At 43.4% G+C, this 20505-nt stretch carries 17 protein-coding genes; all 17 read right to left on the reverse strand.

The annotated features are described in order from the left end of the window. Nucleotides 1–8: 8 nt before the first annotated feature. The 17 genes from ABS301_RS07855 to ABS301_RS07935 all read right to left on the reverse strand — a co-directional run bounded on the left by ABS301_RS07855 (nt 9) and on the right by ABS301_RS07935 (nt 20503). Nucleotides 9–941 carry a glycosyltransferase family 2 protein gene (locus ABS301_RS07855; protein ID WP_349671694.1) on the reverse strand — a complete coding sequence of 311 codons (933 nt, stop codon included), beginning with the start codon at nt 939–941 and terminating at the stop codon, nt 9–11. Between the two features lie 15 nt (nt 942–956). After that, nucleotides 957–2333, reverse strand: a complete 1377-nt coding sequence (locus ABS301_RS07860) for a hypothetical protein (RefSeq protein WP_502877958.1) — start codon at nt 2331–2333, stop codon at nt 957–959. A 17-nt stretch (nt 2334–2350) separates the two neighbouring features. Further along, the gene (locus ABS301_RS07865; protein ID WP_349671696.1) at nt 2351–4183 is read right to left on the reverse strand and encodes a putative glycosyltransferase family protein; all 1833 of its coding nucleotides are present in this window, start codon (nt 4181–4183) and stop codon (nt 2351–2353) included. Nucleotides 4184–4207: 24 nt separating this feature from the next. Further along, on the reverse strand, nt 4208–4843 hold the full coding sequence (locus ABS301_RS07870; protein ID WP_349671979.1) for a D-sedoheptulose-7-phosphate isomerase: 636 nt from the start codon (nt 4841–4843) through the stop codon (nt 4208–4210). 5 nt (nt 4844–4848) lie between these two features. Then, nucleotides 4849–5427 carry a D-glycero-beta-D-manno-heptose 1,7-bisphosphate 7-phosphatase gene (gene gmhB, locus ABS301_RS07875; RefSeq protein ID WP_349671697.1) on the reverse strand — a complete coding sequence of 193 codons (579 nt, stop codon included), beginning with the start codon at nt 5425–5427 and terminating at the stop codon, nt 4849–4851. A gap of 36 nt (nt 5428–5463) precedes the next feature. Continuing rightward, nucleotides 5464–6537, reverse strand: a complete 1074-nt coding sequence (locus ABS301_RS07880) for a GHMP family kinase ATP-binding protein (protein WP_104434365.1) — start codon at nt 6535–6537, stop codon at nt 5464–5466. Next, the gene (locus tag ABS301_RS07885; RefSeq protein WP_349671698.1) at nt 6534–7241 is read right to left on the reverse strand and encodes a nucleotidyltransferase family protein; all 708 of its coding nucleotides are present in this window, start codon (nt 7239–7241) and stop codon (nt 6534–6536) included. Before ABS301_RS07885 ends, ABS301_RS07880 begins: the two co-directional genes overlap by 4 nt. A 24-nt stretch (nt 7242–7265) precedes the next feature. After that, the gene (locus ABS301_RS07890) at nt 7266–10379 is read right to left on the reverse strand and encodes a glycosyltransferase (RefSeq protein ID WP_349671699.1); all 3114 of its coding nucleotides are present in this window, start codon (nt 10377–10379) and stop codon (nt 7266–7268) included. Beyond that, the gene (locus tag ABS301_RS07895; RefSeq protein ID WP_349671700.1) at nt 10366–11148 is read right to left on the reverse strand and encodes a class I SAM-dependent methyltransferase; all 783 of its coding nucleotides are present in this window, start codon (nt 11146–11148) and stop codon (nt 10366–10368) included. The genes ABS301_RS07890 and ABS301_RS07895 overlap by 14 nt, the downstream gene beginning before the upstream one ends. Nucleotides 11149–11161: 13 nt before the next feature. Next, on the reverse strand, nt 11162–12499 hold the full coding sequence (locus tag ABS301_RS07900; protein ID WP_349671701.1) for an ABC transporter ATP-binding protein: 1338 nt from the start codon (nt 12497–12499) through the stop codon (nt 11162–11164). Between the two features lie 21 nt (nt 12500–12520). Further along, nucleotides 12521–13333, reverse strand: a complete 813-nt coding sequence (locus tag ABS301_RS07905; protein WP_349671702.1) for an ABC transporter permease — start codon at nt 13331–13333, stop codon at nt 12521–12523. A 15-nt stretch (nt 13334–13348) separates the two neighbouring features. Then, a complete protein-coding gene (rfbC, locus tag ABS301_RS07910; RefSeq protein ID WP_349671703.1) occupies nt 13349–13903 on the reverse strand; it encodes a dTDP-4-dehydrorhamnose 3,5-epimerase in 555 nt (184 codons plus the stop codon). Nucleotides 13904–14109: 206 nt separating this feature from the next. Further along, nucleotides 14110–15120: a hypothetical protein gene (locus ABS301_RS07915; RefSeq protein ID WP_502877956.1), complete on the reverse strand. Its 1011-nt coding sequence runs from the start codon at nt 15118–15120 to the stop codon at nt 14110–14112. Between the two features lie 174 nt (nt 15121–15294). After that, nucleotides 15295–16470 (reverse strand): multiple monosaccharide ABC transporter permease, encoded by a 1176-nt coding sequence (mmsB, locus tag ABS301_RS07920; protein ID WP_349671704.1) that lies wholly within the window; start codon nt 16468–16470, stop codon nt 15295–15297. Then, nucleotides 16460–18064, reverse strand: a complete 1605-nt coding sequence (gene mmsA, locus ABS301_RS07925; protein ID WP_349671705.1) for a multiple monosaccharide ABC transporter ATP-binding protein — start codon at nt 18062–18064, stop codon at nt 16460–16462. The genes mmsB and mmsA overlap by 11 nt, the downstream gene beginning before the upstream one ends. Before the next feature lie 78 nt (nt 18065–18142). Continuing rightward, complete coding sequence (chvE, locus tag ABS301_RS07930; RefSeq protein ID WP_349671706.1) at nt 18143–19306, reverse strand: multiple monosaccharide ABC transporter substrate-binding protein; 1164 nt, start codon at nt 19304–19306, stop codon at nt 18143–18145. Nucleotides 19307–19450: 144 nt separating this feature from the next. Continuing rightward, nucleotides 19451–20503 (reverse strand): substrate-binding domain-containing protein, encoded by a 1053-nt coding sequence (locus ABS301_RS07935; RefSeq protein ID WP_349671707.1) that lies wholly within the window; start codon nt 20501–20503, stop codon nt 19451–19453. Between the last annotated feature and the right edge of the window lie 2 nt (nt 20504–20505).

Consider the following 20505-nt stretch of genomic DNA (forward strand, 5'->3'; position numbering starts at 1 on the left):
AAAAGGAATCAATGAATGTTTTTCGTCTCTTCAACAATATAAATCGGCCTGTCCTTTAGTTCTGCAAACAGGATCGCAATATAATTTCCTATAATTCCAACGATCAAGAACAGGACTGCGAACATAAAGCACACAAGAACGATAATGGTTGCATACCCGCTGGGCGTTCCCACTCTTGCCCAACTCCATATGGTATAAATCATCATGATAATTCCCAGAATACCGGCACCGCAGCCAGCATAAATACCAAGTTTCAGAGGGAGATTGGAAAAACACATAATGGTATTTACAGAAAATGCGATTAATTTCTTTATACTATACTTGCTTTCACCTGCGACCCTCGTTCTGGCTTCATATTCGATTGTAGTCCTGGGGTAGCCGATATTTTGTACGTATCCTCTTAAAAAACGGACTTTTTCTCTGTAGTTGTCTTTCAGCACCTTTGCTGCTTTTCCCGATACTGCAAAAAAATCGGAAGCATTAGGCTCAAATTTCACATCAGAAAGCACATTGATCAGACGGTAAAACGCAGAGGAAGCAATATTTTTAAACCAGCCTGCGGATTCATTTCTGGTACGGACCATGTTAATTACATCGAAGCCCTCTTCCAATTTCTTCACAATTTCAGGTAAATATTCCGGAGGGTGCTGTAAATCAGCATCCATACATACAATTCCATCCCCCTGACTATAATCCAGACCTGCAATCATGGCTGCTTCATGGCCAAAATTTCTGGAAAAGCTTATTACTTTTACCTTTTCATCTGACTGGGCCAGTCGGGTAAGTACAGAAAGGGTCTGGTCCTGGCTTCCGTCATTTACAAAGATAAGTTCATATTTCCAGCTTAGTTTTTTCAAAATGCTGGCGGTTTCCTCATAGAACCGGTCAAGAGCCAGTTCTTCATTATAACAGGATACAACCACCGATAATGTCTTATTCATATATTTGCTCCTTAGCTACTGGTTACCCTCTCGAAATACACTGTAACCATTTTCTTTTAATATAGTCAGTGCACTTCTCACTTTCTGTCCGCTGTCCTCTCTGCTGAGTCGGTATTCGAAATTAACGCGAAGCTCATCGTCAGTCAGTTCTTCAAACTTCAAAGCCATTTCAGCCCGTTTTTCATAAGCATTAAGTCTATGGGGGGCTTTTTTTATTTCAATATAATTGGTATAACCATTTCCTGCTAAAAATACAAAACAGGCAATTCCAGCCACCAGTTTCACAGCCGAACCAATCCGGTATCTCTTCTTTCTGAAAAGCAGTGCAAAGGTAAGTATAATACCAAGTATGCCAGTCTGAAACTGGAGGGCATACCTGGAGCTGAGACCGTAGTTCTCCAGAAGAAAGATCCATCTGGACAGTACGATCAGCACATGATTCAATCCCCCCGATATAATTAACAGAACCGGTAAAATCGTTTCTTCATAAAGGCGGTAATACCAGTTATACCACAGTGCCAGCAAATAGAATGCAATCACCAGAAGACCCAGGAACAGGAATGGACCATTGGTACGAAAGATCTCTTCCGCCCTCTCTCCTTCAATTACCATGGAGGAAAATGATTTGACAAAAAATCGGACAAAAAATCCGGGAGTGTCCATAAGCTGTGTAAGGAGTGAAACAGTCGCAGGTGCCGCATGGTCTTCTACCGCATAACTGTTGCTCCACAGATACAAAAGAAAGGGAGTCAGGGCACTAAGTCCGTAAATGACTGGCCAGCTTCCCTGTTTTTTCCGTTGATGAAAGAACAGCATGACGCAGGATAAAAGCACGGTAACGGAATAGATAGCACAATACGGCCCTGCCACAAGAAGGGTTGTTGCAAACGGGATTACAATCAGGCAGATCCGGTCGTAAACCCGGTCACTCCCATTCCATACCCGATCGAAAACTTCATAATGCCAGTAAAAAAGGGCAAATGACAGAAAGTGGGCAAATCCGCTTCCGTTATTTAACATCTCCCATTTATTCAGGCTGAACAGTACAACCATGAGCACCAGAAACCAGCCAAAAGATAGCTTTTTTCGGACGCAGTAGGCAGTAATGGGGACCCCGGAAAGTCCCAGTGCCAGTACGCCCAGTACCCGGTCAAACATAATGTTGTAATTAAAAAAGGTAACATTTATAATTCTTGCCACATAATTCACCGGAATCCGAGTCAGGATATCCGGTACAAAAAAGTGTCCTGGATCAAACACATCAGGAAGATAGCTGTTTACCAGACGGACATAGTCTGAATAAATCCCGTCGCAGCTTGCCGAAAAGATGTACCAGAGGCAGAATATGGTTCCCAGAAGAGGGACTGTGTAGTAAAGGTATTTTTGCTTCATCATTTCACCTCTGTCTCTTAATCGGCTGTAATTTCGGCTACTACAGCAAGATGCTTATCGCTCCGCTGCTCGGATGCTGCCTGGTAAAAAAAGTTACTTTCAAACCTTAATTCTGATATTTTATATGCAGGGACATCGATCTGCGCAGTCGCAGTGCTGGAATCAATGGAAACAACTGTTTTTTCTTTCCCTTCGACTGTAACAGTAATGTGTTCCAGTCCGGTTATTACTCCGGGATAATAGAATTTCAGTTTTATTTTCCCCTCTTTGCCTGCCATGATTCTGATCTTTGCGTCTTCATCAAGCCAGCCGTCTTCGTAACTGCCGTAAACCCGCTGAAATTTCAGATCTTTTACAAATGCAGTCACATCCTGGAACGCATTATGCTCCGGATCCTCACGCAGGATCAGCATGTTGGGAGTAACCAGGCCAATATCTCTGATGGAATCAATAAATATGACTTCCGTTCCTTCCGCCAGACGCTTGCTGTCAAAGGTCTTAAAAAAAGTGCGGGCTGTAAAATCACTCATTTCATAGGTATTGCCGATAATATAGATCTTTTTGCCGAATATATTGTTCCCATACTTTCCATAGGTCTCTTCAGCCAGAGAATTGTATCGCAGCTGAGAGGACCAGTAGTAAAGATTATGATATTCTCCCCGGTAAAAGCTTTCAACAGGAAGCATCAAAAGCCCGTAAAGCACAAAAAGACCGCAATATAAAAGAGGTTTTGCAGTCAGTATCTGTCCCTCTTTCAGCGGTACTGTTTCTCCGCATAGATACGCGGCGAACAGCCATGCGGCAGTCATGGAAACATAGATCCATCTGGTTTCCACACGGATGGTAACACTTGAAGATCCAATGCACAGGGCTATGAAAACAACAAATAATGTAATAATCGGCAGCCGTACTTTTAATTTCTCTCTGTCTTTAAATAACACGATTAGAAATCCTGCAATCATGATCACAAGAGATAAATTGGCAAGTATTACAAGAACCCGTACCCAGGAGGGGGACTGGCTCCAGCTTAAACCGCTTAAATAATCAGGACCTGCATTGACTCCAAATATATAAAGCACCTGGTCGAATGCATATCGGATGCTTTGAGATACACTGAATGTGTCGGCTACTGTAGTTCCTCCGGTTCCCGCGGGAGAAATGCTTCCAATGGTGAGGAAACGGATAAACTGAACTGCCAGAAATGCTCCGGCTACGCTAAGCCAATAGGTAACTTTTTTTTCCTTTTTCATTAGGAATGCAATGAAAAACAACGGAAGAAGAACCATATAACGCTCATGAACAAAACAAACGCTGAAATACAGCCCTACTGCTGTCCAGATATACCGATCGTTCTGCTCTTCTCCAGATAAATACTGGTACAAAGAGTAGAGTATTCCGATTGCCATCCAAAGAGCCATGCTTTCCATAAGACCGTACACCTGACTGATCTGGTAGTAAGACATTCTGGAAAGAAGATATAAAATTCCGCAGCCAAGTCCAACAAACCAACGATGGGAAAGACGTTTCCCAAAACGGTATATGGTATACGCAATACAGCTGTTTAGCAAAATATTAAAGGGCACGAACCATTCCGTATGACTTCCGAGAACCATCATTTCCAGCCACGCTGCAAGATAATAAACAAAGCGGAACCGGGTACTTCCAAGCGGAATTACAAACTGCCGAAAGGTTTGTTCCCCATAACAGGACCATAAATAGAGATCATCCATATAAAGCCCATTTATTTTAATGCCTCTGTTAATGAAAAAGGCAAAGGAAATCAAAAGCAGAGCTGCAATGACTTCGTTTTTCCATAACGCTTCCTTACCCATCCATTGTCTCTCTTCCATATTTTCCTCCTTTTCCTGTAAATATTAGAAAAACCGTTCTTCCAGCATCAGACATAATGCATGATATACTGGCAGATGAAGCTCCTGGATTTTAAAGGTTTCTTTTTCTGGCACCACGATGGATACGTCAGCTGTCTCTTTTAACTCACCGCCGTCTCTTCCTGTCAGACCAATGGTTTTCATACCGATGGCCCTGGCTGCCGTCATGGCATACATAATATTTTTTGAATTTCCCGATGTGGAAATGCCAAGAAGAACATCTCCCTCTTTCCCGTAGCCGTATGTCTGCTGGGCATAGATAAGAGTTCCGTCTACATCATTTAAATAAGCAGTGGAGAGTCCCGGGTGGCCTGTTAAGGCAATGGCTGGAAGTCCTCCCTGAAGTTTATCCGCAAGTTCCCTGCCGCGAACCGGATCTGCTTTAGAAAGCTTTTCTGCAAATTCGGCTGATACTGCTCTGGGTTTTACAAAGCCCTTCATCAATTCTCCGACGATGTGTTCCGCATCTGCGCAGCTTCCACCATTTCCGGCAATTAAAAGCTTTCCTCCGTTTTTATAACAGTTCTCAAGAATCTCATAAGCTTCCTTTATGTCATCCTTAATACTGGTTAATACCGGATAACGTGTAAGAAGCTCCTCCAAATAATTCATGGGTTCCATCAAGCTCACACTCCTTCTCTTTTTAAGATCCATTCTGCTGCCGATGTCATATTTTCTGCATAAGCATCGAATGTTTCCATTTTTTCTGCTTCCGCCAGACCGTTGTTTAATTCTTTCCCATACCCGGTACCTACAAGAATAGATTTTACGCCATATCTGCGCCCCGCCTCTGTATCCAGAAGCTTGTCTCCAATCATGTAGGAATGGGATTTATCCACCTTAAAGTACTTCTCCGCCATCTCAAACATTCCGATATCCGGTTTGCGGCAATGACAGAACTGTTTATATTCTCCAATTCCATGAACCGGATGATGAGGGCAGTAAAAATAGCGGTCTATCTCTGCTCCGTCTTTTGCAAGAAGACGGTTCATGTATTCATGCAGCTGTTCTACATCTGACTCGCTGTAATATCCTCTGGCGACTCCCGCCTGATTGGTCACAACAACCAGACGAAAACCCTGTTCCTTTAATCGTCTTAATGCAGCAGAGACACCGGGAAGAATCACTAAATCCGAAGGTTTGTGTAAATATTCCACTTCTTCATTGATTGTCCCATCCCGATCTAAAAAAACTATTTTATCCATTCTTATCCCTTCCTCTGCTGCCTGTTTTTCCACTCTTTATTTTAAATTAAAATGATACTGTCCGCCGGGTATGGAAACCTTAACGTCCTGATAATCCCATCTTGCTTCATCCGTAATCCAGCTTTGAGCGCCTCGTAACTCAAAGTTCCAGTCAGTCAGCTGACCTCCCGCTGCTTCCATCCTTGCAGCCACTTTATGGCGTACATTATAGGGACAGTAAACAAGTAAAAATCCGCCGCCGCCGGCTCCAAGAAGCTTTCCGCCCAGTGCACCAGCTTTTAAGGCCTCTTCATAGAGTTCATCAATCTGCGGGGTGGTGATCTTGCTGCTCATTCTCTTTTTGCTTTTCCAGCCATAATCCAGAAGCTTGCCAAAGCTGTATAAGTTGCCCTTTAAAAGTTCATCCTTCATGGCATAAGCAAGGGCCTTCACTTCACACATCGCCTCAAATGGATCCTTTTTCTCATAGTTAGAGACCTGATCCTTGATTATGTTGGCAGATACATGAACGTTTCCTGTATAGCAAAGCAGAAGGTTATACTGTAATTCATGAATGATTTCCTTTTTAATTCTAAGCGGATTCACTACCACGTTGTTGCGTCCGTGGAATTCTATAAAATTAAAACCTCCGAAGGTTGCGGCATACTGATCCTGATATCCGCCGTCTATCTTTAAGTCCTCTCTCTCCACCTGATAAGCAAGATCAGCCATGGCGTAGCTGTCAAGCTCAACGCCCTTCCATCTTGCCATGGCAGTTAATAGCGCTACCATCACAGTAGAGGAGGTTCCAAGACCAGATCCGGGAGGCGCGTCACACTGTAAGTAAACTTCGCAGCCCTGTTTGATGTCCATTGCTTTTAAGGCAGCTGTAACAAGGTCCAGCCGTCCATCGTATACATAATTTTCTTTTGTGTTATACTTGACTGTCATGTCAAAATCCAGGGAATGGACGATGATCTGGTCATCTTGTCTCGGAACAATGGAGCAGTATGCATATTTGTTGATAGTACTGCCGATTATGGCTCCTCCCTGCTCGATACAGAAGGGAGCAACGTCTGTTCCTCCTCCTCCAAAGCTGACACGCAGAGGGGCACGTCCTCTGATTATCATATGATCACCCTTCCTTCCTTTACGTCTTCCATGAAACGGTAATAATCTTCCGGGATTCCGATATCTATGAAATACCCGTGGTTTACCAGACCGCCAAGCTTTCTTCCCTCCAAAAGCCACTGGGGAATCATATCATGCTCAAGAGATACCTTTCCTTCCGGAATAGTATCTAAAAGAGCTCGTTTTATTAAATAAAATCCTCCGTTGATGGTACCTTCTTTGGACTCCTCCACCTTTTCGTCAAAGGCAGTCAGACGGCCGTTTTTTAAAACTGCCTGTCCATAGCGGGATACATCAGGAACTTTCCGAAGTACAAGAGCCATATCAAGGTCCTTCTCCTCCATCAGTTCCGTAAAGCTGCTGCAGTCGATCTGATAGAAGGTATCTGCGTTTAAGGCGAAAAACATCTCTTCTGTCACCTGTCTACCGGCATTCTTTATGGCTCCTGCCGTTCCTAACAGTTCCTCCTCGTAAGCATAAGAAACACGGATTCCCCACTGGGATCCATCTCCAAAATAATCTTCTACCATAGAACCTTTATATCCTACTGCAAAGATAATCTCTGTCACGCCATACCGGATAAGCTGTTTCACCACATATTCCATAAAAGGCTTCTCTTCTATCAGCGCCATAGGCTTTGGCCGGTCACTTACTACGGATCGCAGTCTGGTACCAAGCCCGCCTGCCAGCAAAACTGCCTGCATCTTAACGTCCTCCCTTGTTATATATTAAAAATCCTCTCCCACTACGCTCCAGGCCGCATCAATGCTGTGATACGTCCGAATGTAGTTCTGTGTATTCTGGCTCATCTGCCTTAAGCTGTCCGGATCATTGTAAAGAGCAATTACTTCCTCTGCAAATGTTCCCGGTTCATCTCTTACTACCATCACCTGATCTGCCTCTGGAATTCCTTCGGCTCCGATGGAAGTGGTTACAACAGGAGCTCCATAATAAAGTGCTTCAATTACTTTTCCCTTTACACCTGCCCCGTATCGAAGTGGAACCACCACGATCCGGCAGCTGGCATAAAGATTTGCCAGTTCTTCTTCCGTAACAAAACCTTTTACAATAATTCCGTTATCCGGCTGCTCCAGTGCTTTGATCTCGCCGGTAACCTTGGAACCTACAATGTAGAAATTAACCGGCATCTGCTCTCTGATTAATGGGAATATCTCTCTTGCAAACCACAATACCGCATCTGCATTAGGCGGATGGGCAAAGCCGCCCACAAACAGCAGGCCTTCCCTCTTTTCAAAGTCATTGGGGATTTGATTTAAAAACCGGTCAAATACGTAAGCTACAATTGCTTTTACAGGAACAGAAGGCTCAATTTCATGAATGGCTTCCCGCTCAACATAAGACGGGTAATAGGAAACTGCCGCTTTTTTCATCAGGCGCAGCTCCATAGATCTCCAGTATTCGGAAGCTTCCCGTTTCTTAGGATCTCCAGTAAGCTCGTATTCTCTGCCTTCCCGAAGGAAATGAAGGTCATGTCCGTAATAAATCAGCTTCATGCTGGTATTTTCCCGGAGAAAGTCAATGTATTTCTGAGCGATATGGGGGCGGTTTAAATAAGCTGCCTTTATATCGTCTCCATGGGTTTTTAACCAGTCCCAGATACCTGCCTGATATTCCCTGCCGTAAAGAATCTCGATTCCCATCTGCTGTAATGCGGTGGAATAAGGCTCTTCATGAAGGAAATTGTCACCCAGGAACTTGACCACATATCCTTTATCAATAAACATCTTTAAATACTGGAACGTGGTTTTGGAGCCGGCATCCCGGTCATAGGTAGGTACATAATGATCCACTACCAGGATGATATCCTTTCCCTGGCTTCTTTCTCTGGCACGGAATGGGTCAGGGTTACCGTTATTCTCGCTCTGACAGCTAAACTCAGCCGCCCATTTTTCTTTCAGCTTTTTACTGTTTTCTACCTGATAGCGTTTTAAACCAGAACCATTAACATCGGTTCCGTTTGAAATGCCTTCAAAATGAATGACTTTGGAAAGAGGCTGATAAACCACCCGGCAGCCGGCTTTTCGCACTTCAAAAGCAAGATCGGAATCTTCACAATAAGCCGGTGCAAAGCGTTCATCGAAGCCACCGATTCGTTTCCACAAATCATTGGAAAGAAGGATTGCAGCACCAGAAATATAATCTACGTCTTTTACATAATTGTATTCAGGTTTCTCCGGATCATCCAGGCGTCCGTAATTCCAGCCAGAACCGTCGCTCCATAAAATTCCCCCAGCCTCCTGAAGCCGTCCGTCAGGATAAACCAGTTTAGAGCCCACCATTCCGATGGAGGGGTCCGACTCGATTAGATTAACCAGACTGTCCAGCCAGCCGTCGGTTACCTGAGTATCATTGTTTAAAAACATGATATACTTTCCTCTTGCCGACTTTGCCGCCTGATTGCAGTTTCTTAAAAATCCCTGGTTGGTTTCATTGCGGCAGATCACCACATTCTCTGTGAACCTGGACAGCTCTGCCGTCGCATCCGTCGATACATCATCTGCGATGATTATCTCATAATCCACATTTTTTGTATGCTCCAGTATGGACAGGAGGCAGGCATAAGTATAATGGATCTGGTTGTAAACCGGTATAACAATGGATACCATGGGATGTCCTTCTTTTACAAAACGAAGTTTTCCATGGGTCCGATATGCCTCACCGATTTTCATGTCACCTTCCATGAGATTCCTTCCCTCATCTGTTGTATAGAGAGAAATGGATTTTATAGGGTGAAGAATGGTTTCCTTTATATAAAACAGGACTTTCCGCTTCTTAGTGCCTTCAGGGAATTTCTCATTAAAGATTCTTTTCAGCCTGCGCAGTACCTTATAGGAGAAGGATTCATGCTTTCTTAACTGTTCAATAATCCCCTGCATGGTTTCACAGTCTTTTCTAAGGGATGCAATAATCATGTCCTGATTGGCAACATGGTTATCCGTTAAGCGCTTTTCCTCCTGCTGTTTTGTAATGGTCAGATCCTTTTCCTTTAGTTCAGCCTTCATCTGGGCAATCTGATCCTTCGTATCATCAATCATCTGAGATACCTCGAACATGCTGTCCGGCAGGGCAAATGTCTCATGCATGTAGTTTAAGAGATAGATCTGCTGGTTCTCACCATGAACATATTCCTGAAAATGGCGTTCCATCTCTTCATATATACCAATCAGTTCCCCGTCTACTCCCTGCTCCTGCATAAACACTTCCATTGATTCATAGTTCAGGATGCTTTTATACTGCTCATAAAAATAATAAAGCACCCGAAATTTTATGAAGTTAACGGGAACTGGAAAAGAGAATACCCATTCATAATCCAGACAGTAAGGACCGTCTTCAGTCATCATGATATTCTCAAAAAGGCAGTCTATATTGGAATGTTTAAATGCCCAGTCTCTTCTAATCTGTTCTGCAAAATCCGGAAGCACACCGAATACTTCTTCGAACTCCGGCGTCATATGGAACGGCGTCATGTAATCATCATGTACCTTTAAAATCATGGAGATGCCGTCTTCCAAAGAGGCTTCCGAAACTTTCCCATTTACGATCTGCTGGCCAAGAATCTCAGCATACGTCTCTCCTTTTAGGAATGCAAACCGGGCGGTTGTTCCATCTGGGCTTACCGTTACGTCTGCTACATGTAACCCCTGATTTTGTTCCGTTAAATTATTGTATTTTTCTTCAAAGGAACGGATATGAGGGATTCCCTCAGCCGTCAGGGCAGTCTTCTCCACATAAGGCAGTCCATTTTCTTCCACCAGACTGGTGCGTATCTGAAAAGCTTCTCTTCTTGTTTTATTATATTTTACAAAATTAATTTTCTTCATGACGGCTCCAAATGGTTAAAAATGAATTGGCAAATGTCTCAAACTGTTTTCCTTCACATACTTCATCAAACATCTTACCTAAATCGAAACGTAAGTACTTGGGATAATCATAGGCAAGAATGGCATGGGTTAAATCTCCCTTACCGGGAAGATATCCATCGGAGTATAATGTTACAGGAAGGCGGTAATCGGGCATGGGATAGTAAAATTGCACAGTCCCCTCGTTCCCTTCACTCCCGCATAAAAATTCCTTTAACTCGGTTCTGGATAGGCAAAACTGCTCCGCCTTTGCACCAGCCTGATACTTTAAGCCCAGACGGTTTGGAATTGCAGTAATCAGCATTCCGTCGGGCTTTAAAAGTTCTTTGGCCTTTTGAATCATGTCCTGATACGGTTCGCAAAGAGAACCTGCAATAACGATATAGTCAAAACCCTCTTCACTGGTAAAAGAGTCAAAATCATTGTTTACGTAGTGGATATTGTTTTGTTTCTGATTGCGAAGGCGGTTGAACGATAAATTGTTGTGGCAGGGGTCTAATACGGTTACTGCTTTCACCCGTCTGCTGTATAAGCCTGTTAACGCGCCGTAGTCAGATCCTACCTGCAAAAGTGTTGCGTCTGGTTTAAATTCAAACCAGTCCAGCAGATTTTCTCTAATCTCCGATAAGGCATATAAATAATCCAGCCTGGGATTTTCCTGCAGCAGCTTTTTGATATCTCCATTATAATTCTGATACAGCTTTTTAAGTTCAGGGCTGATATCATTCATGCATTATTCCTCCTTACCTTTCTGCACGCATAAGTGTTAAGCTTACATCCGGTTCCATATCGTAAACACCAACCGTATTCTTGTTGGATATAACGGTGATGTTCACAATATCATACAGACGGTGGTAAACCACATGCTCCCCGTTCTCAAATCCGGTACAGCTCATGGACAGTAAATATTCTCCACCCTGAAGAGTCATCTTCTGGGTAAATTCCACGACGTATTCATCACCTTTTTTAACAGATTTTACATCAGAGGACTCAAACATGGTATTGGTTCCGGTCAGATCAGCCCCACGCTTGTCCTTGATGGTATAAGTAAAAATCGGTGTTTCGATTTCTCCATGGAAATGAATCCGTTCCTTTATGGTAAAACGCTCTCCTTTTAACAGAAGATTAGTAATATTTCCTCTCTCATCAAGAAGGCCAAAATCTATGATCTCTGCCCTCTTATCCCCATATTCTGTGCGGTTTGGATTGATGGTCAGCTTATCCTTCATCATTCCGCCTGCTGCCGCCCTGCTTTTTTCCGCAATTGCCTGGTCGCCGGAAAAATCATTCAGCCCGTTGTCTGCAACTTCCAGTTCTTCATTCAGATCATCCATCTGGTTTGCCAGAATCTTTTTATAAAGATCCACCATTTTTCCCGGCTCACCTTCTGCGATGAAATTGCCTTTATTCAGTACGACTACACGGTCACAATACTTGATGATAGCGCCCATATCATGGGTAACCATGAGAATGGTGGTGCCATTTTTACGGATTTCCTCCATACGGCGATAGCATTTCGCCTGGAAGAAAACATCTCCTACGGAAAGTGCCTCATCAACGATGAGAATCTCCGGTTCTACATTAATGGCAAGGGCAAATGCAAGGCGGACAAACATACCGCTGGAATAGGTCTTTACCGGCTGATAGACAAAATCTCCGATGTCGGCAAAATCCAGGATGTCCTGCAGTTTTCCATCCATCTCTTTTCTGGAAAATCCCATCATGGTACCGTTCATATAGATGTTTTCAATTCCAGTATAATCCATGTTGAATCCTGCTCCTAGTTCCAAAAGAGCAGAGATCACCCCGTTTACCTGCACATCTCCGGTAGTCGGGGTCAGAACTCCGGTAATAATCTTTAAAATTGTGGATTTTCCAGAACCGTTGGTACCGATAATACCTACGGTCTGTCCTTTTTCCACATCAAAAGAAATTCCGTTTAAGGCATAAAAATCACGGTGGTAATTTTTATGAGTCGGGCTCATGGCCTCTTTTAACCGGTCAATGGGTTTTTCATATAATTTATATATTTTGGTTACATTATTAACAGTCAATGCTTTGTTATTCGATTCTACGGACATTGAATCCTCCATGGTAACTGCCTACAGCACATCGGAAAAGTGTGGGCGCAGCTTTTTAAATACTTTCAGTCCTATTAAAAACAGGACAATAGTGACAAACCAGAAATAAAGACCAAGAGTTGGCCGTTCAGTAACCCAGTTCCCATATAACATGCTGTCACGGTATCCAGCAACAATATAATAAACCGGATTTATTTTCAGCACGCTGGGGAGCCACTCAGGAGCATTCTTAAACATCTCCGGAGCCCACATAATCGGCACCATCCACATACCAAACTGCAGGCAGATACCCACAATCTGTGCCATATCCTTGAAAAATACATTGATGGCACTGGTAAAATAGGTAATAGCCAGAGACAACATGGAGGCAGCAAAGGTATAGTAAATGATCTGAAACCAGCTGGCCTTTGGCAAAAAGCCATAGCATAAAAATACTACAAACATAATAATAGCAAATATTCCATGTACCATCAGACAAGATAACATCTTAATAAATGGAAGGATTTCGACACGGAAAACTACCTTTTTTACCAGATAATTATATTCCTGCAGACAGTTAGTACCCATGTTTAAAACCTCACTCATAAAAAACCACGGTACAATGCCTGGTATTAACCACAGTACATAGGGATATACCGCGATTGGTGGCACACTTTTAAATCCCAACTGGAAAACAAAAAAATAAACAAGTATCGTGGCAATCGGCTGCAGAAACATCCATGCAATTCCGAAATAAGAGCCTACAAACCGCTTCTTAAAATCTGCTTTTGATAGATCCAAAATCAGTTTTCTTTTTATATAGATTTCTTTTAATAAGGAAACCAGATAATTCATGGTTTTCTCCTCTCGTTAAAATTTAAACGTATCCCGGATTCCGTTCCACTTCTTGTCTTTATCGGAAATAGTAAGCTCCATTCCTTCTAAAATGGGCCATTCAATACCGATTTCGGGATCACTCCAAAGAATTCCGCCTTCGTCGCCCGGATGATAAAAGTCCGTACATTTATAAGCAAATTCTGCTTCATCAGACAAAACTAAAAATCCATGTGCAAAGCCTTCTGAAATATAGAACTGCTTTTTGTTTTCTGCAGACAGCTCCACACCGAACCATTTACCATAAGTTTTGGAAGAAGATCTTAAATCAACTGCCACATCAAAAACAGTTCCTCTCACTGCTCGGACCAGCTTTCCCTGGGGAAACTGTTTCTGAAAATGCAGTCCTCTAAGCACACCTTTTACGGACATGGACTGATTATCCTGTACAAAATTCATGGTCAGTCCTGCTTCGTGAAAATCATTCTGGTTATAGGTTTCCACAAAATATCCTCTGGAATCTGGAAATACGGTTGGTTCAATGACATAAAGCCCTTCTATCTCGCATGCTGTTACTTTTATCTTTCCCATATTTTTATGCTCCTTTACATATCAAAACATTCTTTTACTTGTAGCATTCTACCACAACTCAGCCAAGATTTCTATATATAGGAAAATTTTTATTGGTTTCTGCCCGGTTATCGTCTCATTTAGACAAAGATGCCGCCTGGCTGATGATTTATCAGCCAGACGGCAACGCTTATTATTTCTTAACTGTAACAATTATCCGATCAGATTCACGCACCGGTCCACGCACCATCGGTTCCTACATAATACCCATCCGGTGTTTTAGCACTGGTATACATGGCACCGTTGTCTCCACAGTAATACCATTTTGCATTCCACAACACCCAGCCTGTTACCATATATCCATATTCATTGAAATAGTACCAATATCCGTTAATATACTGCCAGTTACTAACTGTATAGCTTTTGTCTGCATTACAGTACCACCAGCCCGTGTCATCCTTTAACCATGCACCGGTGCTTGCTGAAGCTCCAGGACCGGAAGAATTGCTGGTGCTGACAGAACTGCTGGTACTGATCTCCTGCGCTTCCGAAGAAGTCACATACCAGGAATCCGATTCTTCCCAGCTTCCTTTATTGGAAGAATTATAGACGCCTCTTACCTTGAAGGTATAATAGCCGCTGGAAGTAATATAACTGGAAAAATTATAACTGGAACTTGTGGTTGTAAGTACGGAAGTCACAGTACTGCTTCCTCTGTAAAGCCTGATTTCATATTTTTTCGCATCCTCCGCTTCATCCCAGCTTGCCGTTCCAGTGGATTCATTCCACGATAAGTCACTGGCATCGAGAGAATAACTGTTACTGCTGTCATCGTCCAGCGCGTCAAGAGTGATATAGACAATCAGTTCGGAACTGCTGCTCCTGCTTACAGAGGTAACTGTACCATCAGATCCGCTGATGCTTACGCTGCTTTTGGAGAATCCACTGGCAAAATAGTAATCATCATCGGCCTCCAGATAAACCTTCAGTTTTGGCTTATCTCCATCGTCCCACTCATCATCAGGCGTATTGGTTACAGTGGTTTCTTCCACACTGTATTTACTGGAACTGGTAGTAACCGTTACATCACTTGCACTGCTTCCTGTTTCTATGTCTGAATCAATGGCCAGCGAGACACTGCCGATGCTGGTTTGAGTCGATGCCATAGAAGAAAGCGGATATAAGGTCATAAAAACTGCGGAACCCAGTATAGCCATAGTCTTTTTATATTGAATCATGTCTGTTACCTCCTGCAATTTTAATCCGGGCCCAAGATACCAGCCAACGGTTTGTTCTTGTTTTCTCCATAACAATTTATCACCACATGCTTAAATCTGTCTTAAATATTACAGAGAATTCCAGAAACAGTATTTTATGCAGAGACAACCGGTTCCTTTTCTTGAGCTATAGGTTTACTGCTTCACAATAAATGATTTCCTCTTACTTACCACATCAAATATGACTGCCGCCAAAAGAACGGTTCCTTTCACCACTTTCTGAAGGTTCTGATCTACACCCATAATACTCATACCCAGGTTTAAAACACCCATTAGCGTGGCACCAACAATAACACCTGGCACAGTTCCTGTTCCGCCGTATGCAGAAGCTCCGCCGATGAAACAGGCTCCGATGGCATCCATTTCATAGTTATTTCCTGCTGTGGGATTGGCAGAATTTAAACGCGCCAGAGTGACCATGCCTGCTACGGCTGCCAGAAGACCCATATTTAAATATGCTAGGAAATACACCTTATTGGTATCGATACCAGAAAGTCTGGTTGCCTTTTCATTTCCGCCCACTGCATAGAAATAACGTCCTGTGGTTGTTTTGGAAGATATGTAGCTGTAAATGCCGATGATTACCACAACCCAGATAAGAGCATTGGGGATTCCTTTGTAGAGAGACAGCTTATACATGAAGAAAAGTATCACTGCAGTCATCAATACCATTTTAATAATCATACTGTTTAAGGGATCTACCCGGTATCCCTTTTTCAGTTTTCTTTTTCTGGTGATCAGCTCTGATGCAATAAAGATGCAGCAGGCTGCAATTCCCACAAGGAAGCAGGTGAGGTTAAAGCCCTTCATGCCAAATACATCAGGAACATAGGTATTAAACAGATTTAAAAAGCTGTCCGGTACGGGAGACAGGGTCATTCCCTGAAGGACGACGTTTGAAAGTCCGCGGAAGATGAGCATTCCTGCCAGAGTTACGATAAATGGCGGGATCCGTACGTAAGCAATCCAGAAACCCTGCCAGGCTCCAGCCAGCATGCCGATAATGATCATGGACAAAAGGGAAAGATAAGGATTCATTCCCATCTTAATCATCATGCTTCCGCCAATGGCTCCTACGAAGCAGACCACAGATCCAACCGATAAGTCAATGTTGCCGCCTGTCAGAATACAGAAGAGCATTCCGGTTGCCAGAATAAACACATATGCATTTTGTGCGATTAAGTTGTTTACGTTCTGGGCAAGAAGCATTTTCCCTCCTGTATTTACCGTAAACAAGATTACGACTACTGCCAGAACGATTACCATCGTATATTTTTTTAGTGCTTCTGACATTTTTAATTTATTCTCCATCTTCTACTCTCCCTTCCTCTTCCATGCCCATGTTATCCGGGGTTAAAGGTATTCCCGAAGGATGCTTATCTGATTTTAAAATGCATGACATGATTTTTTCCTGTGTGGCCTCCTGGGAGCTCATCTCTCCAACAATACGCCCCTCGTTCATGATATAAATGCGGTCAGACATACCAAGAATTTCCGGCAGCTCTGAGGATATCATGACAATGGATTTTCCGGCTGCAGCCAGGCGGTTTATGATGCAGTAGATTTCATATTTGGCACCTACATCAATTCCTCTGGTTGGCTCATCTAAAATCATAATATCCGGCTCTGCAAACATCCATTTGGATAAAAGAACCTTTTGCTGGTTTCCTCCGCTTAAGTTACCTACGGTCTGTTCCACGGAAGGGCACTTGGTCTTCAGCTTATTGATATAATCTTCAGCAGCCAGAACTTCCTTGTCTTTGTCAATAATGGTTCTGAAGCTGACTGCACGGAGATTGGCAAGGGTGGTGTTGATTCGAATGGGATTTCCAAGAATCAGACCATTGCCTTTCCGGTCTTCAGTCACGTAAGCCAGCTTATGCCGTATGGCATCCCGTACGGAACGAAGATGGACTTCCTGACCGTGAATCTTTAACGTACCGGAAATATCTGATCCATAGCTTTTTCCAAAAAGACTCATGGCAAGTTCTGTTCTTCCTGCCCCCATCAGGCCGCAGATTCCCACAACTTCTCCTTTTTTTACATAGAAGGATACGTCGTTTACTAACTTACGCTCTGAATAAAGGGGGTGGCTGGCATTCCAGTGTTCCACTTCCATGGATTTTTCACCGATTTGAATGTCCGTACGCTTGGGGAAACGGTCTACCAGTTCTCTTCCGACCATTCCTTTTATGATCCGGTCTTCTGTTACATTATCAGTCTTCCTGTTCAGTGTTTCTATGGTTGAGCCATCGCGGATAATGGTAATTTTATCTGCTACATAGGCAATTTCATTCAGTTTATGAGATATGATGATAGAAGTCATACCCTCTGCTTTGAATTTTTTCAAAAGATCCAGAAGTGCTTTTGAATCATCTTCATTTAAGGAAGCCGTCGGTTCATCAAGAATCAGCAGTTTTGCCTTTTTTGCAAGTGCCTTTGCTATTTCTACCAGCTGTTGCTTTCCTACTCCGATATCCTTAATAAGCGTATGGGAGGATTCGGAAAGTCCTACTGTTTTTAAATACTGATCAGCCTCCCCAAAAGTTTCATTCCAGTCGATTGCGAATTTCTTTCCTTTTTCATTTCCAAGATACATGTTTTCGGCAATTGTCATATAGGGAACCAGTGCCAGTTCCTGATGAATAATGACAATTCCCTTTTTTTCACTGTCACTGATATGACTGAATTTACAAATCTCTCCGTTATAAATGATATCTCCTTCGTAAGAACCGTAGGGATAGATACCGCTGAGTACATTCATCAGAGTGGATTTCCCCGCTCCATTTTCACCCACCAGAGCATGGATCTCCCCTTCTTCCACCTGAAGGTTTACTAAATCCAGGGCTTTCACACCCGGAAACGTCTTGGTGATGTTTTTCATTTCCAAAAGTATATTTGCCAAGAATATCCCTCCCTCTTTATATATTCAGAGGACGGCTTTCATTGATAAAAGCCGTCCCCTATAAGGAAATCCGCCTGATTACTTTAACTGATCCTCGGTATAATAACCGGAGGTGATCAGCATTTCTTTATAGTTGTCAACGGTAACAACCACTGGATCGCAAAGATAGGTTGGAATGATTCCGGTTCCGTTGTCATAGGACTTACTGTCATTGATCTCAGCTTTGCCGCCCTGCATAACGGAATCTACCATCTTAACTACCTGGGTAGCCAGAGTTCTGGTATCCTTAAATACGCTCATGGCCTGTTTTCCCTGGATCATGTTCTTTACGTTTGCAATATCGCAGTCCTGGCCTGTGATAATCGGATATTTTCCGGTGTAAGAAGAAGCAAGTGCATTCTCAACACCAAGAGCGGTGGAATCGTTGGAGCAGAGAACTGCGTCAAGTACGGTTCCGTCTGAATAGTTGCCTGCGATAATGGTATCCATACGGTTCTGAGCTTTCTCAGAATCCCATTTCTCGGTTGCAACCTGCTCAAATGCTGTCTGGCCGGATTTAACAACCAGTCTGCCGTTGTCTACATATTTCTTTAAAACATCCATAGCTCCTCCGAAGAAGAACTTGCAGTTATTATCAGCAGGATCTCCTGTGAAGAATTCGATATTCTTCGGATCGCCGGCTTTGTCAAGTCCAAGAGATTTCTCTAAATATTCGCCCTGCTTCTGGCCTACTTTGTAGTTATCAAAGGTAGCGTAATAGGTAACTGCATCTGAGTTCATGATCAGACGGTCATAAGCGATAACCGGAATTCCCATGGATTTTGCCTGGGAAAGTGGTTCTCCTAAAGAACTTCCATCGATGGAAGCAATAACTAACATTTTACAGCCATTGGAGATCATGTTTTCAATCTGGGAAACCTGAGTCTGAACATCGTTGCTGGCATACTGTAAATCTACCTTATAGCCTGCAGCTTCCAGTTCTTTCTTCATGTTGGAGCCATCCTGATTCCATCTTTGTAAATCCTTGGTCGGCATGGCAACACCGATTAAAACTCCGTCTTTCTTTTCTGTTTTTGTTGCTGCAGCAGTGGTTTCTGCTGCTTTGGTTGTCTCAGCAGCTGCTGCCGTAGTCGTAGTCTCTGGAGCTTTCGTTTCCGGTGCCTTGCTTCCCCCGCTGCACCCAGCCAGCATTCCTGCCGTCATGGCAAGAGTCATTACGACTGCTAAAAGTTTTCTTTTCATTGATAAATCCTCCTCCAATACTTGTTTTTGATATGCCTATTTTAGCATGGAAGAATCAGGACTTGTTTGCTAACCGTTAGCACGGATTCATCCACATAAAAAAAGTCCTGGGTGAACAGGACTTTTTTATCTGGCAAAAAAATGCTACTGCTGTATGACATTTAAATACACATCTTCCCTGGCATGAAAACCTCCCTGAATGATGACAGAATCCATGTTTTCCCGGGTAACTGCCACCGGATTCAGCTCCAGATACGGCACATCATAGGTTCCGTCGTTGATGGTCTGGTCGATTCCCGTTAAGGGCTCCCCCTTACCCAGCTTGACCGCATACTCCGCCGCCAGCCTGGCCTCCTCCTCCACCGATTTAAAAGCAGTCATATTCTGGGTGCCCTCCACAATCCGCTGGCAGGCCATTAAATCGCCATCCTGACCAACAAGACACACCTTCCCTGCCAGCCGGTCTTCGGATAGCACTTTGAAAACCTGGGTGGCCAGATCGTCATTTCCACACATGATTCCCTTCACATCCGGATATTTTTCAAGTGCTTCTTTGGCATAATCGTAGGCGTGCTCCGCAAGCCATCCCTCACAATTGTTCTGATAGACCACCTCTAAATTTTTACCTTCTAAAACTGAATGAAAGCCCTCACGGATCATTGCAACATTATGATCGGATTCCGGTCCCTGAATCATGATGACTTTTCCGCCCTCAGGTATGTTCTGAACCAGATTTTCTGCCATCAGGCTCCCCACGCCCTTGTTGTCAAATGAGATATACATATCACTGTTTGCATTTAAAACCAGACGGTCATAGCTCATGGTCTTTATTCCTGCCGCCTTTGCTTTCTTCATCACATCTGACAGTGCCTCGCAGTCACCCGCCACCACCACAATGACGTCCATCTGCTTCTTAATAAAATACTGGATCTGCTCGATCTGTTCATTCACATCACCGTTGGCATTCTGTACATTGACTTCCGCACCCATTTCTTTTGCAGCAGAAACAAAGACATCCCGGTCTCTGATCCACCGCTCGATGACAAATGAATCAATGCTCAGACCGATCTGCAAAGGCCTCTCCCCCGCCTTTTCCTGTTCCTGCTCTGCAGTCTCAACCTTTGCCTGTCTGCACCCTGACATCAGAATACAGCAGGCCAATCCCATCAGTAATAACCTCCCGCCCCACATTTTCATAA

It is taken from the genome of Lacrimispora sp., assembly GCF_031982545.1.
Taxonomy (GTDB): domain Bacteria; phylum Bacillota; class Clostridia; order Lachnospirales; family Lachnospiraceae; genus Lacrimispora.